This window comes from Bradyrhizobium sp. SZCCHNRI3043 (genome assembly GCF_032377735.1).
Classification (GTDB): Bacteria; Pseudomonadota; Alphaproteobacteria; order Rhizobiales; family Xanthobacteraceae; genus Bradyrhizobium.
In genome coordinates this window covers 125,739-138,683 of sequence record NZ_JAUHID010000017.1, presented here as the reverse complement: position 1 = coordinate 138,683, position 12,945 = coordinate 125,739, and the positions used below count along the sequence as shown (strand labels likewise).

Here is a 12,945-nt window from a genome sequence, read left to right as displayed (position 1 = left end):
TGCGGCTGGCCGGCGCGCTTCAGCGGATTGAGCTGGCCGATCTTGCCTTCGGTGCCGCGCTCCTTGGCGCCGTCGAAGATCGGCTTGGTCATGCCGGTCTCGATCAGGCCGGGACAGACCGCGTTGATGCGCACGCCGGTGCCGGACAGCGAATAGGCGGTGGTCTGCACCAGGCTGATGACGCCGGCCTTGCTTGCGGCATAGGGATGGCCCGAGGCGCCCGACTTCAGGCCCGCAACGGAGGCCGTGCAGACGATGGCGCCGCGCTGCTGCCGCACCATGTGCGGCATCGCGTATTTGACCGCGAGGAACGGGCCGATCAGGTTGATGCGCAGGATCTCCTGCCAGTGCTCGACGGTCTGCTCGGCGATCGGGATCAAGCCGCCGGAGATGCCGGCATTGGCCCAGATGACGTCGAGCTTGCCATAGGTCGCAACGGCGCGATCGATGAAGCCGCTCACGTCGGCTTCCGAACCGGCGTCAGCCATCACGGCCTCCGCGATGCCGCCCTGCTGCTTGACGAGTTCGACGGTCTCCTTGACGCCTTCGCTGCGATCGACTGCGATCAGCCGCGCGCCTTCCCTGGTGAACATCAGCGATGCGGCGCGGCCGATGCCGCTGCCGGCGCCGGTGATGATGACGGATTTGCCTTCGAGGCGGCCCATGTTTCCTCCTGCTTCAATTGTAATCAGTTGCGTGCCGCGCAACGGAATTCAAACGCCGTTTCAAACGTGCTGAGATCGCCAAGCGGCTTGAGACGATCTAGGCCTTCACGTACAGCGGGAGACGAGCGGAGGGAAGGGTCTGAGCGATGTCGGCTGATGGAACGACACCTTCTGTCGTCACCACGCGCTGGTGGTGGGTGCGTCACGCGCCGGTGCGCAGCGACGGCGGCAACATCTACGGCCAGTCCGACATCGCCTGCGATACCTCCGATCGCGAGGTGTTCGAGGCGGTCGCGAAAATCCTGCCGCGCAGCGCGGTGTGGTATGCGAGCAGTCTGATGCGCACGCATCAGACGGCGGAGGCGATCTGGGCCGCCGGATTCCCGCGTCCCGCAGCAATGATCAGGGAGGCCGCTTTTGCCGAGCAGCATCTCGGGCAATGGCAGGGCATGAACCGCGCCGCGTTCCTGGCGAGCCGTCCCGCGGGCAGCCACTGGTTCGCCGACATCGATGAGCCGGCGCCGGGCGGCGAGAGCTACATGGATCTGTACACCCGCGTGACAGCGGCGATTGCGCGCATCACGGTTTCGGAAGCCGGCCGCGACGTCATCGCCGTCGGCCATGGCGGCACCATCAAGGCGGCTGTTGGCCTGGCGCTCGGCGGCCTGGTCGAGAAGGGGCTGGCCTTCGACATCGACAATTGCTCGGTGACCCGGCTCGACCACATCGTGGCCGGCGAGACCAGCACATGGCGCCTGCCAATGGTCAATCAGCAGCCGTGGATCGCGGATGCAAGGCACAAGGCGATGCATCAGCCGGCCGGGCCGGAGCTGACGACGAGCAAGCTGGCGTGAGGCATCCCGTAGCCCGGATGAGCGAAGCGACATGCGGGTTCACCGGGACAGCACGTGAGACCCCGGATGTCGCTGCGCTCATCCGGGCTACGGGACTTACAATGAGCCGTCGGAGCCGACGACATTCCAACAAGCCAAGGAGGACTCCCAATGACCCTGTTCGACATGACCGGCAAGGTCGCCGTCATCACCGGATCCACGCGCGGCATCGGGCTCGCCATTGCCGAACGCATGGCCGAGCACGGCGCCAAGGTGGTGATCTCTTCGCGCAAGGCGGATGTCTGCGATGCTGTCGCCAAGGAGCTCAATGAGCGATTTGGAGCGGGTACCGCGGCCGCGGTCGCCGCCAACATCTCCAGCAAGGAGGACCTGCAGAACCTCGTCGACGAGGCCAACCGCATCTACGGCAGGATCGACGTGCTGGTCTGCAACGCGGCGTCGAACCCGTATTACGGGCCGCTGGCCGGCATCTCCGACGATCAATTCCGCAAGATCCTCGACAACAACATCGTCGCCAACAACTGGCTGATCAGCATGGTCGTGCCGCAGATGATCGCGCGCAAGGACGGTTCGATCATCATCGTCTCCTCGATCGGCGGCCTGAAGGGCTCGACCATCCTCGGTGCCTACGCGATCTCCAAGGCCGCCGACATGCAGCTCGCGCGCAACCTCGCCTGCGAATACGGCCCGCACAATGTGCGCGTGAACTGCATCGCGCCCGGCCTGATCAAGACCGATTTTGCCAAGGCGCTGTGGGACAATCCGGAGAACCTGAAGGCCTCCACCGCGCGCTCGCCGCTGCTCCGCATCGGCATCCCCGACGAGATCGCGGGCGCCGCGGTGTTCCTAGGGTCCGCCGCCGGCAACTTCATGACCGGGCAGACGATGGTGATCGACGGCGGCGCGACGATCAGTTGAGGAGAGCTGTCAGTGGGGCCGGTGCCATGGCCTCATCCAACGGTGTCGTCCCCGCGAACGCGGGGACCCATAACCACCGGCCGGCATGAGGCCGGCAACTGGCAGTGACGTCCCTCGACAAATCACGCGGTATGGGTCCCGGCGTTCGCCGGGACGACAGCAGTGGTTGTCGCGCCATCCGGGCAAACGGGGCAGGCCCGCATTCGCCGCGAACACAGCGTTGTTGCCCGCATGAGCGAAGCGATATGCGGGGTCACATGACGAGAGCGGATATCCCGGATGTCGCTGCGCTCATCCGTGCTACGAAGCAGGCGCCCTCACTCCACCGCCGCGTACACCACGTCGCGCACCAGCGTGCGCAGATAGTCGCGCTGTCCGGGAGCCTGGGCCATGAACACGCAGAACAGATCCTCCTTCGGATCGATCCAGAAGAACGTCCCGGCGATGCCGCTCCAGAAGAAGGTGCCGGCCGAGCCGGGGAAGGGGGCGATGCCGGCCTCGCGGCGCACGGCGAAGCCGAGGCCGAAGCCGTGACCGGGCGACAGCAGCGTGCCCTGCGTCTTCACATGTGGACCGAGATGGTCGGAGGCCATCAGCTCGAGCGTCTTGCGGCCGACCAGCCGGGTGCCGTCGAGGCTGCCCTTGCTGAGCAGCATCGCGCAGAAGCGGGCGTAGTCCATCGTGGTCGCCACCAGCCCGCCGCCGCCGGATTCCATCAGCGGCTGCTCGGTCATCTTGAACAGGTTGACCGCCTCGCCGGTCCACGGGTCCTTCGCGAACGGCTCGGCGAGCCGGTGCGCATTGGCCTCGCTCGTGAAGAAGCCGGTCTCATTCATGCCGAGCGGCTTGAGGATGCGCTCGGACAGGAAGCCGCCGAGCGATGTGCCTGCGACGACCTCGATGATCCGTCCGAGGATGTCGGTCGAGCGGCTGTAGTTGAACTCGGCGCCGGGCTGGCAGATCAGCGGCAGGCCGGCGAGGATGGCCGCGTGCTCGGCATTGGTGATCTTGCGGCTGCGCACCCGCGACTGCTGGTAGAGCTGGTGCACCGGCCCGGTGCCGGTGTGCTCATACGCCAGGCCCGAGGTGTGGCGCAGCAGGTCCTGGACCGTCATCGGCTGGGCGACCGGCACCAGCTCCAGCTTGCCGCCGGTCTCGACGCCCACTTTCTGCTCGCCGAATTCCGGGATGAACTTGGCGACCGGGTCGGACAGCAGCAGCTCGCCGTCCTCGACCAGCATCATGATCCCGAGCGAGACGATCGGCTTGGTCATCGAGAAGATGCGGAAGATCGAATCCGGCCGCATCGGCGTGTCGGCGTCGGGCGCTTGCCGGCCGATGGCGTCGAACCAGCCGATCCGGCCGCGGCGGCCGACCAGCAGGGTGGCGCCGGGGACGGTTCCCTTGTCGGCCTCGCGCTTGAACGCATCCGAAGCTCGCTGCAGCCGCGCCTGGGACAGGCCCAGCGCCTCGGGGCGGTCATCCGGCAGCGGCGGCGTCAGCGAGCGGAGCGCGGAAAGGTGCGCGCTGGATGCGGCAGTCGGCGGGGTCATGGGCTCTCCCTGAAGTCCTGTTGTCGGTTTGCATCAAGTCTGGCGCGGAAGTTGTGGTCTGACCAGTCGATTTGCCCCATTGCACCCTTGCATTCGGGGGGAGGTCTATGCTTCAAAGCGCGCGAACCGGCGACGCAGTCCCGGCTCGCTAGGAGTGTAGCTCAATTGGTAGAGCACCGGTCTCCAAAACCGGGGGTTGGGAGTTCGAGCCTCTCCACTCCTGCCAGCGAGATCAAACACTTAAGCCAAAAATCGACGAGACAGGTTAGGCCGGGGCCCGCAACGCGCGAGCCCCGAATGCATTTCAGCAACCCTTTATTGCTTCACATAAGGACAGTTGCCGTCCTTCATCGGCCGGAACACCTGGTCGCCGGGCACTTCGGCCAGCACCTTGTAATAATCCCACGGGCCCTTCGACTCCTCGGGCTTCTTCACCTCGAACAGGAACATCGAGTGCACCATGCGGCCGTCCTCGCGGACGACGCCGTTGTCGGTGAAGGCGTCGCGCACCGGGGTCTCGCGCATCTTGGCGAGCACCGGCTTGGTGTCGCTATTGCCTGCTGCCTTGACCGCGTTGAGATAGTGCAAAGTGGCGCTGTAGGTCGCCGCCTGATTCATGGTCGGCATCCGCTTCATGCGCTCGAAGAACTTCTTGCCGAAGGCGCGGGTGCGGTCGTTGAGATCCCAGTAATAGGCCTCGGTGATGATCAGCCCCTGCGCCAGTTTCAAGCCGAGGCTGTGGATGTCCGAGATGAACATCACGATGCCGGCGAGGTTCTGGCCGCCGGCGACGATGCCGAACTCGGCGGCCTGCTTGATGGTGTTGATGGTGTCGCCACCGCCATTGGCCATGCCGATGATCTTGGCCTTGGAGGCCTGCGCCTGAAGCAGGAAGGACGAGAAATCCTGGTTGTTGAGGGGATGGCGGGCGCTGCCGACCACCGTGCCGCCGGCCGCGCGCACGACGTCGCCGGTGTCGCGCTCGATCGAATGGCCGAACAGATAGTCGGCGGTGATGAAGAACCAGGTGTTGCCGCCGTTCTTGACGATGGCGCTGCCGACCGTGTGCGCGTTGCCGTAGGTGTCGTAGGTCCAGTGCACGGTGTAGGGCGAGCAGGACTTGCCGGTGATGTCGGAGCTCGCGGCATCCGTCACGATCATCAGCTTCTCGAACTGCTTCGACATCTCCATGCCGGCGAGCGCGGTCGCCGAGGTCGGCATGTCGATGACCATGTCGACGGCCTCGTTCTCGTACCATTTGCGCACGATCGCGGCGGCGATGTCGGCCTTGTTCTGCGGATCGGCGCTGATCACCTCGATCGGCTTGCCGAACATGCTGCCGCCGAACTCCTCGACCGCGAGCTTGGTGGCCTCGAGATTGCCCTGGCCGCCGATGTCCGAATAGACCGACGAGAAGTCGCTGAGCACGCCGATCTTGAGCGGGGCTTGGGCCTGGGCACAGGCAGGGACGGCGGTGAGGGCGAGAGCGGCAAGACCGAGAGCAGCAAGGCTGACGGCGGCAAGGCGCGTCCGTCCCTTGCGCGGGGCAAAGGCCACGGGTTTCCTCCGGATTGTTCTTGTGCGGACGAGAATGAGCGGGTGGCGCAGGCCCGGCAAGAGCAGGAGCCGCTCCACCGCGGGCATTTCGTCGCGGCAACTGCTCAACCTGCCGTGGTGCGGAAATGGCCTGCCGCGGCACGAAAAACCGCGTTGTGGCGGACCAGGCGGGGGCCTGACGCGGGAATGGCCGCCGACGCCCGGCATGCCCATATCTTGACCTTTGGCCGGCCCGACAGTAGATATCTCGGCAACCTGCAGCCGGCCCGCGATAAAAGCGGATATCCGGCGCGGCTTTTCACTCCCCGAACAAGCGAGCCCGTGGATTCGGCTCATCTCTCCGACAAGAGGGTGGGCCAAGGACGGCTGTTCGGTTTTCCCAGTCAACTCTTCAATCGTCCGATGACGGACGCGGACCCCTGACGATGGCTACCAGCCCGTTCAAATTCCTGCAGGAAGTGCGCTCGGAGACCGCCAAGGTCTCGTGGCCGAGCCGTCGCGAGGTCACCATCACCACGATCATGGTGTTCGTGATGGTGGCGCTGGCCTCGGTGTTCTTCTTCGCCGCCGATCAGATCATCCGTTATCTCATCACCCTCGTGCTGGGCATTCACTGATGGCAACCGCAACGCAAAGCTCCGACAAGCGCTGGTACATCGTCCACGCCTATTCGAACTTCGAGAAGAAGGTCGCGGAGTCGATCCGCGAGCAGGCCAAGCAGCGCAATCTCGAGGACCTGTTCGAGCAGGTGCTGGTGCCGATCGAGAAGGTCACCGAGGTGCGCCGCGGCCGCAAGATCGACGCCGAGCGCAAGTTCTTCCCCGGCTACGTGCTGGTGAAGATGAAGCTGACCGACGAGGCGTTCCACCTGATCAAGAACACGCCCAAGGTGACCGGCTTCCTCGGCGCCGAGAACAAGCCGATGCCGATCTCCGAAGGCGAGGCGATGCGCATCCTGAACCAGATGCAGGAAGGCGTGGAGCGGCCGAAATCCTCGGTGTCGTTCGAGATCGGCGAGAACGTCCGCGTCGCCGACGGCCCGTTCGCCTCGTTCTCTGGCGTGGTCGAGGAAATCGACGAGGCGCGCTCACGGGTCAAGGTCGCGGTGTCGATCTTCGGCCGCGCCACCCCGGTCGAGCTGGAATTCAACCAGGTCGAGAAGATCGTCGGCTGAGCCTCATGGGGCGGTAGCCCGGATGAGCGCAGCGACATCCGGGTTCACACCGACGCCGGCGATGCCCCCCGGGGGGGCGCTGCGCTCGCCCGGGCTACGAAAGGGCTCAGCCCTTTCCTTTTCGTCCGATCTCGTGTATCGGGCGTCCTTCGCTCCCCAACCGGGGGGCGATTTCGTTCGTGGGAGGCGTGACCGGCTTTGCCAGCCGGATCAAGCGCGCCGGACCACGGTCCCAAACCTCGCCTGAGGGTTTTGTCGCCCGAAGGCGTTGCGTTCGCATCAGGCAGAATCGCGAACGCATTGGAGAGTCATAATGGCAAAGAAAGTAACCGGTTACCTGAAGCTTCAGGTCCCGGCCGGTGCGGCCAACCCGTCGCCGCCGATCGGCCCCGCGCTGGGTCAGCGCGGTCTCAACATCATGGAGTTCTGCAAGGCGTTCAACGCGCAGACCCAGAAGGAAGAGAAGAACACCCCGATCCCGGTGGTCATCACCATCTATGCGGACCGGTCCTTCACCTTCGAGATGAAGACCCCGCCGATGTCCTACTTCCTCAAGCAGGCTGCCAAGATCCAGTCCGGCTCGAAGGCGCCGGGCCGCGACAAGGCCGGCAAGGTGACCAAGGCGCAGGTGCGCGAGATCGCCGAGAAGAAGATGAAGGACCTGAATTGCGACTCGATCGAGTCGGCCATGAAGATGGTCGAGGGCTCCGCCCGCTCGATGGGTCTGGAAGTTGCGGGGTAAGGCGCCATGGCACTCGGAAAGCGTTTGAAGAAGGCCCGCGAGGGCATCGATCGCACCAAGCTCTACCCGCTTGCTGACGCGATCAAGATGATCAAGGAGCGGGCCGTCTCGAAGTTCGACGAGACCATCGAGGTCTCGATCAACCTCGGCGTCGATCCGCGCCACGCCGACCAGATGGTCCGCGGCGTCGTCATGCTGCCGAACGGCACCGGCCGCACGCTGCGCGTCGGCGTGTTCGCCCGCGGCGCCAAGGCCGAGGAAGCCAAGGCCGCCGGTGCCGACGTCGTCGGCGCGGAGGATCTGGTCGAGAAGGTGCAGAACGGCAACATCGACTTCGACCGCTGTATCGCCACCCCCGACATGATGCCGCTGGTCGGCCGTCTCGGTAAGGTGCTCGGTCCGCGCGGCATGATGCCGAACCCGAAGATCGGCACCGTGACCATGGACGTCGCCGGTGCCGTCAAGGGCGCCAAGGGCGGCTCGGTCGAGTTCCGCGTCGAGAAGGCCGGCATCATCCAGGCCGGCGTCGGCAAGGCCTCGTTCGCCGAGGACAAGCTGGTCGAGAACATCAAGGCGCTGGCGGATGCGGTCGTGAAGGCCAAGCCGGCGGGCGCCAAGGGCACCTACGTCCAGCGCGTCGCCGTCTCCTCGACGATGGGCCCGGGCGTCAAGGTCGAGCCGAGCACCGTGCTCGCCTGAGCGGCCAAGCATAGGTTAGATTGGGAAGGGCGGGATCGTTCATCGATCCCGCCCTTCGCATTTTGGAGTACCGGCCGACATGCCCGACAAGGTCCTGATCTATTCCCGCCTGCCGAAATCCTTGACCCAGCGCTTTGCCGATCGGTTCGATCTGCTCGACAGCGGCGGCAAGCCGGCGCACGAGGTGTTTCCGGCGGACGAGGTCGCGCGGATCCGGGCGCTGATCACGGCCGGCGGCACGCCGCTGGGGGCTGCCGACATGGACAGGCTGCCGGCGCTCGGGGCCATCGTCTGCTATGGCACCGGTTACGACGGCGTCGACCTGAAGGCGGCCGCGGCCCGTAACATCGCCGTCGGCCACAGCCCGGGCGCCAATGCCGCGGCGGTCGCAGACGTCGCTGTGATGTTGATGCTGGCGACCACGCGGCGGCTGACGGTGGCAGACGCCTATGTCCGCGACGGGGGCTGGGCGTCCGCAAAACCATCGCCGCTGATGAAGCCGCCGCCCAGTCTCGCCGGTTGCAGGGTCGGCGTCTACGGCATGGGCGAGATCGGTCGCAAGATCGCGAGCCGCGTAGCCGCCTTCGAGACTGAGGTCGGCTATTTCAACCGCACCCGCTATGACGATCTGCCGTATCAATATTTCCCGAGCCTCGATGCGCTCGCCGAATGGTGCACCGTGCTGATGATCGCCGTCCGCGCCAGCGCCGAGACCACCCACGTCGTCAACGCCGACCTCCTGAAGAAGCTCGGCACCGACGGCCACATCGTCAACATCTCGCGCGGCTCGGTCATCGACGAGCGGGCGCTGGTGGCGGCGCTCAAGGAGGGTACCGTTGCCGGTGCCGGCCTCGACGTGTTCGAGGCGGAGCCGCATGCGCCGGATGAGCTGACCTCCCTGCCCAACGTGGTGGTGACGCCGCATATCGGCGGCAACACCAGGGAGTCGCACGTCGCGATGCAGGCCTGCGTGGTGGCGAATCTCACAGCGTTCTTCGCCGGCGAGATGATGCCTTATCAAGTCAAGTAGTTCGTAGCCCGGGCGAGCGGAACGACCCGGGACGGACCATCCCCCATGCCGCTTTCGCCTTTGCGGGCTGTGGCTGACGCTGATGCGGGCTACGTCCAAACGTTCCGCCCCGCGCAGAAATATTTTGACGCACTGCACATCTCTGTGAATTGCGAACCATTCTCGAATGCTTCTAACTCTTGCTGTTAGGACGACAGATAGAGCGAGGGGCCATGGCGGCGTTCACTTTGAAGATCAATGGGCGGGAGCATCAGGTTGATGTCGACCCCGGCACTCCCTTGCTCTGGGCCATTCGTGACAATGTTGGGCTGACCGGCACCAAATATGGCTGCGGCGTTGCGCAATGCGGGGCCTGCACAGTCTATCTCGACGGCCAGACCGTGCGCTCGTGCTCGTTGCCGGTGTCGGCAGTCGGGAAGAGCGAGGTGACGACGATCGAGGGACTCTCCAGCAAAGAGGCGGTTGCCGTCCAGAAGGCCTGGGCCGCGCACGATGTGCCACAATGTGGCTACTGCCAGTCAGGCCAGGTGATGAGCGCCGCCGCGCTGCTCAGCCTGACCCCGAAGCCCACCGACCAGGACATCGATCTCGCAATGAACGGCAACATCTGCCGCTGCGCCAGCTATGTCCGCATCCGCGCCGCAATTCATTCGGCCGCCAAGACTCTGGAGGGCTGATCATGAACCTTCATGTGAAATCCGAAGCCGCTGCGACCTTGTCGCGCCGCTCGCTGTTGAAAGCCGGCGCTGGGTTCGTGCTCGCCACCTATGTCGCGCGCAACGGCGTCGCCTACGCGCAGGACGCTGCCGCGGCAAAATCCGTCAACATCGCGCCGAACACGTTTCTGGTGATCGGCCAGGACGACACCGTCACCGTTCTCTGCAAGCACATCGAGTTCGGACAGGGCCCGTTCACCGGCATGGCCACCCTGGTGGCCGAGGAGCTCGATGCCGATTGGTCGCAGATGCGCGCCGATCATGCGCCCTCGAATCCGGTGCTCTACAAGAATCTCTTGTTCGGGGTGCAGGGCACTGGCGGCTCGAGCGCGATCGCCAATTCCTACGAGCAGATGCGCAAGGTCGGCGCCGCCGCGCGCGCGATGCTGGTGGCTGCGGCTGCCGACGAATGGAAGGTGCCGGCCGAGGAGATCACGGTCGATAAAGGTATCGTCAGACATCCCTCCGGCAAGCAGAGCGGTTTCGGCGCGCTGGCCGCGAAGGCGATGCAACAGCCGGTGCCGGCGAACCCGCAGCTCAAGGATCCCTCCGCCTTCAAGCTGATCGGCAAGGAAGGCGCCGTGACCCGGCTCGACAGCGTGGCGAAGTCGAACGGCTCGGCCGAGTACACGCTCGACATCAAGGATCCGGGGACCTTGACCGTGCTGGTGGCGCGCTCGCCGCGGTTCGGCGGCAAGGTGGCCTCCTTCGACGCATCAGCAGCGATGGCCGTGCCTGGCGTCGTCGACGTGAAGGAGGTGCCGAATGGCGTCGCCGTCTATGCCGAGGGCTTTTGGCCGGCCAAGATGGCACGTGACCTGCTCAAGATCACCTGGGACGACAGCAAGGCGGAGACGCGCGGCACGGCGCAGCTGCTGGAGGAGTTTCGCGCGCGTGCGAAGAAGCAGGGCGCGCTGGTCAAGCAGGAGGGCGACGTCGACGCCGAGATCGCCAAAGGCGGCAAGCTGATCGAGACCGAGTTCGTCTTCCCCTATCTGGCGCATGCGCCGATGGAGCCGATCAACGCATTCCTGCATTGGAAGGGCGACACGGCGTCGGCGCGCTACGGCAGCCAGTTTCCGACGCCTGATCACGCCGTGATCGCGCAGGTGCTGGGGCTCGACATCGCCAAGGTCGATCTCAAGACGATTCTCGCCGGCGGCAGCTTCGGCCGGCGCGCGCAGCAGTCGACCCATGTCGCCATGGAGCTGGCGCAGGTCGCCAAGGCGATCGGGCCGGGACGTCCGGTCAAGCTGGTGTGGACCCGCGAGGACGACATGCGCGGCGGCTACTACCGGCCGTTCAGCCTGCATCGCATGCGCGGCGTCGTTCGCGACGGCAAGATCGTGGCGTGGTCGGATACGATCGTCGGCCAGTCGATCATGAAGGGCTCGCCGTTCGAGGCGATGACCATGAAGAACGGTCTCGATGCGACCGCCTATGAGGGCTCGAACGAGATCCCGTACCAGGTGCCGAACTTCCGCTGCGACCTGCACCAGGTCGATGTCGGGGTGCCCGTGCTGTGGTGGCGCTCCGTCGGCCACACCCATACCGGCTACGCTGTCGAGGCGTTCGTCGATCAGCTGCTCGAAGCCGTCGGCCAGGATCCGGTGGAGGGGCGACTGGCGATGATGGCCGACAAGCCGCGTCACGCCGGTGTGCTCAAGGCGGTCGCCGAGCTCGCGGACTGGAAGGGCGCCAAGCTCGAGGCGGGCCGCGCCCGCGGCGTTGCCGTGGTCGAGAGTTTCAACACCTACGTCGCCCAGGTCGTCGAGCTGTCGATGGGCGCCGACGGACCGGTCGTGCACAAGGTCTGGTGCGCTGTCGACTGCGGCGTCGCGGTCAATCCCGACATCATCCGCGCCCAGATGGAGGGCGGCATCGGCTTTGCGCTGGGCCACATCCTCTATGCGCAGCAGCCGCTCGACGAGGGACGTCCGGTGTCGGGCAATTTCGATACCTACCGCTCGCTGCGCATCCACGAGATGCCCGAGATCGAGGTCGCGATCGTGCCGTCGACAGAGAAGCCATCGGGGGTAGGCGAGCCCGGCGTCCCGCCGCTCGGACCGGCCGTCGCCAACGCCATGGCGAAGCTCGGCCTGCCGCGCCCCACGCAATTGCCGATCCGGCCGGGAGACACTGCATGAGACTGGTTAGAACGGGGGCGATGGCGTTGCTCGCCGGCTGCCTGGCTGCGGTTGCCGTCGCGGCCTATCCGGGGCTTCAGCGCGCCTATGCCGCGCCCGAGGCGACCCGCGTGGCCAATGGCCTGAAGCCGGCAGCGGACTTCGCGAAGATCAAGAACAGGGAGGAGCGCGCGGTGGCGCTGTTCGAGGAGGCCGGCAAGGTGCTGCAGTCGCCGCGCTGCATGAACTGCCATCCGGCCGGCGATCGTCCGACCCAGACCGACAAGATGATTCCGCACCAGCCGCTGGTGGTCCGCGGCGAGGCCGGCATGGGCGCGCCCGGCGGGCTCGCCTGCACGACCTGTCACCACGAAGCCAATTTCGACCCGGCGCGCGTGCCCGGCAATCCGAAGTGGCAGCTGGCGCCGATCGAGATGGCTTGGCAGGGCCGATCGCTCGGCCAGATCTGCACCCAGATCAAGGACCCGAAGCTCAACGGCGGCAAGACCATGGCCCAGCTGATTCATCATATGGCTGAGGACGAACTAGTCGGCTGGGGCTGGAATCCGGGAGCAGGGCGGACGGCGGCGCCGGGCAGCCAGAAGCAGTTCGGCGAGCTGATCAAGGCCTGGGCCGATGCCGGTGGGGCCTGCCCGAAGGGGTAGGCGGCACGGCCCTGGCGGGTGCCACGACACCCGACAGATCGCGCGAACGTTGCCATGCTCGTGACGTGACGAACTCCCTCCTCGTCATTGCGAGCGTGGGTGATGTTCGATGGCACGCCTTACGCCTATCTGCAGATCTGCGGCACACTGTGGATCGGAAATGAGTATGGGCCCGGTCAGGTGCCGATCTGGACGATGCGATATGGTGGGCCATCAGAGCCTTGATGCTTGACTGTGGGCGCGAGT

General features: G+C 65.6%; 13 protein-coding genes and 1 tRNA gene. 11 read left to right on the top strand and 3 right to left on the bottom strand.

The window, feature by feature from the left end; genetic code table 11:
- Positions 1 to 665: SDR family oxidoreductase (locus QX124_RS26215; protein ID WP_315798673.1), on the bottom strand; the 665-nt coding region annotated here is incomplete at its 3' end.
- Positions 666 to 811: 146 nt separating this feature from the next.
- Between QX124_RS26215 and QX124_RS26210 the strand changes: the two genes are divergently transcribed.
- Positions 812 to 1,519 (top strand): histidine phosphatase family protein, encoded by a 708-nt coding sequence (locus QX124_RS26210; protein ID WP_315798672.1) that lies wholly within the window; start codon positions 812 to 814, stop codon positions 1,517 to 1,519.
- Positions 1,520 to 1,669: 150 nt separating this feature from the next.
- The gene (locus QX124_RS26205) at positions 1,670 to 2,437 is read left to right on the top strand and encodes an SDR family oxidoreductase (protein WP_315798671.1); all 768 of its coding nucleotides are present in this window, start codon (positions 1,670 to 1,672) and stop codon (positions 2,435 to 2,437) included.
- A 317-nt stretch (positions 2,438 to 2,754) separates the two neighbouring features.
- On the opposite strand, the gene QX124_RS26200 is transcribed toward QX124_RS26205, so the two are convergent.
- Entirely contained in the window at positions 2,755 to 3,990 is a 1,236-nt protein-coding gene (locus QX124_RS26200) for a serine hydrolase domain-containing protein (RefSeq protein ID WP_315798670.1), read from the bottom strand.
- A gap of 150 nt (positions 3,991 to 4,140) precedes the next feature.
- On the opposite strand from QX124_RS26200, the gene QX124_RS26195 reads away from it, so the two are divergent.
- Positions 4,141 to 4,216, top strand: a tRNA-Trp gene (locus tag QX124_RS26195).
- Between the two features lie 89 nt (positions 4,217 to 4,305).
- Here QX124_RS26195 and QX124_RS26190 read toward each other — a convergent pair.
- Positions 4,306 to 5,547, bottom strand: a complete 1,242-nt coding sequence (locus QX124_RS26190) for an ABC transporter substrate-binding protein (protein ID WP_315798669.1) — start codon at positions 5,545 to 5,547, stop codon at positions 4,306 to 4,308.
- Positions 5,548 to 5,972: 425 nt separating this feature from the next.
- Between QX124_RS26190 and secE the strand changes: the two genes are divergently transcribed.
- From secE to QX124_RS26150, 8 genes are all read left to right on the top strand, one after another.
- A complete protein-coding gene (gene secE, locus QX124_RS26185; protein WP_006611822.1) occupies positions 5,973 to 6,164 on the top strand; it encodes a preprotein translocase subunit SecE in 192 nt (63 codons plus the stop codon).
- Positions 6,164 to 6,721, top strand: coding sequence for a transcription termination/antitermination protein NusG (gene nusG, locus QX124_RS26180; RefSeq protein ID WP_284423110.1), 558 nt, complete (start codon positions 6,164 to 6,166; stop codon positions 6,719 to 6,721). The genes secE and nusG overlap by 1 nt, the downstream gene beginning before the upstream one ends.
- 313 nt (positions 6,722 to 7,034) lie before the next feature.
- The gene (rplK, locus tag QX124_RS26175; protein ID WP_012045056.1) at positions 7,035 to 7,463 is read left to right on the top strand and encodes a 50S ribosomal protein L11; all 429 of its coding nucleotides are present in this window, start codon (positions 7,035 to 7,037) and stop codon (positions 7,461 to 7,463) included.
- Between the two features lie 6 nt (positions 7,464 to 7,469).
- Positions 7,470 to 8,162: a 50S ribosomal protein L1 gene (gene rplA, locus QX124_RS26170; RefSeq protein WP_315798668.1), complete on the top strand. Its 693-nt coding sequence runs from the start codon at positions 7,470 to 7,472 to the stop codon at positions 8,160 to 8,162.
- Positions 8,163 to 8,241: 79 nt separating this feature from the next.
- Positions 8,242 to 9,192 carry a 2-hydroxyacid dehydrogenase gene (locus tag QX124_RS26165; protein ID WP_315798667.1) on the top strand — a complete coding sequence of 317 codons (951 nt, stop codon included), beginning with the start codon at positions 8,242 to 8,244 and terminating at the stop codon, positions 9,190 to 9,192.
- 212 nt (positions 9,193 to 9,404) lie between these two features.
- Positions 9,405 to 9,869, top strand: coding sequence for a (2Fe-2S)-binding protein (locus QX124_RS26160; protein WP_315754188.1), 465 nt, complete (start codon positions 9,405 to 9,407; stop codon positions 9,867 to 9,869).
- A gap of 2 nt (positions 9,870 to 9,871) precedes the next feature.
- Positions 9,872 to 12,055 (top strand): xanthine dehydrogenase family protein molybdopterin-binding subunit, encoded by a 2,184-nt coding sequence (locus tag QX124_RS26155; protein WP_315798666.1) that lies wholly within the window; start codon positions 9,872 to 9,874, stop codon positions 12,053 to 12,055.
- On the top strand, positions 12,052 to 12,699 hold the full coding sequence (locus QX124_RS26150) for an Isoquinoline 1-oxidoreductase subunit (RefSeq protein ID WP_315798665.1): 648 nt from the start codon (positions 12,052 to 12,054) through the stop codon (positions 12,697 to 12,699). Before QX124_RS26155 ends, QX124_RS26150 begins: the two co-directional genes overlap by 4 nt.
- Positions 12,700 to 12,945 lie beyond the last annotated feature (246 nt).

Excerpts from the sequence above, each read along its gene's own strand:
- secE (WP_006611822.1), top strand. The coding sequence starts at position 5,973 with ATGGCTACCAGCCCGTTCAAATTCCTGCAGGAAGTGCGCTCGGAGACC.
- nusG (WP_284423110.1), top strand. The coding sequence starts at position 6,164 with ATGGCAACCGCAACGCAAAGCTCCGACAAGCGCTGGTACATCGTCCAC.
- QX124_RS26165 (WP_315798667.1), top strand. The coding sequence starts at position 8,242 with ATGCCCGACAAGGTCCTGATCTATTCCCGCCTGCCGAAATCCTTGACC.
- QX124_RS26150 (WP_315798665.1), top strand. The coding sequence starts at position 12,052 with ATGAGACTGGTTAGAACGGGGGCGATGGCGTTGCTCGCCGGCTGCCTG.
- QX124_RS26155 (WP_315798666.1), top strand. The coding sequence starts at position 9,872 with ATGAACCTTCATGTGAAATCCGAAGCCGCTGCGACCTTGTCGCGCCGC.
- QX124_RS26210 (WP_315798672.1), top strand. The coding sequence starts at position 812 with ATGTCGGCTGATGGAACGACACCTTCTGTCGTCACCACGCGCTGGTGG.
- QX124_RS26205 (WP_315798671.1), top strand. The coding sequence starts at position 1,670 with ATGACCCTGTTCGACATGACCGGCAAGGTCGCCGTCATCACCGGATCC.
- rplA (WP_315798668.1), top strand. The coding sequence starts at position 7,470 with ATGGCACTCGGAAAGCGTTTGAAGAAGGCCCGCGAGGGCATCGATCGC.
- QX124_RS26160 (WP_315754188.1), top strand. The coding sequence starts at position 9,405 with ATGGCGGCGTTCACTTTGAAGATCAATGGGCGGGAGCATCAGGTTGAT.
- QX124_RS26200 (WP_315798670.1), bottom strand. The coding sequence starts at position 3,990 with ATGACCCCGCCGACTGCCGCATCCAGCGCGCACCTTTCCGCGCTCCGC.
- rplK (WP_012045056.1), top strand. The coding sequence starts at position 7,035 with ATGGCAAAGAAAGTAACCGGTTACCTGAAGCTTCAGGTCCCGGCCGGT.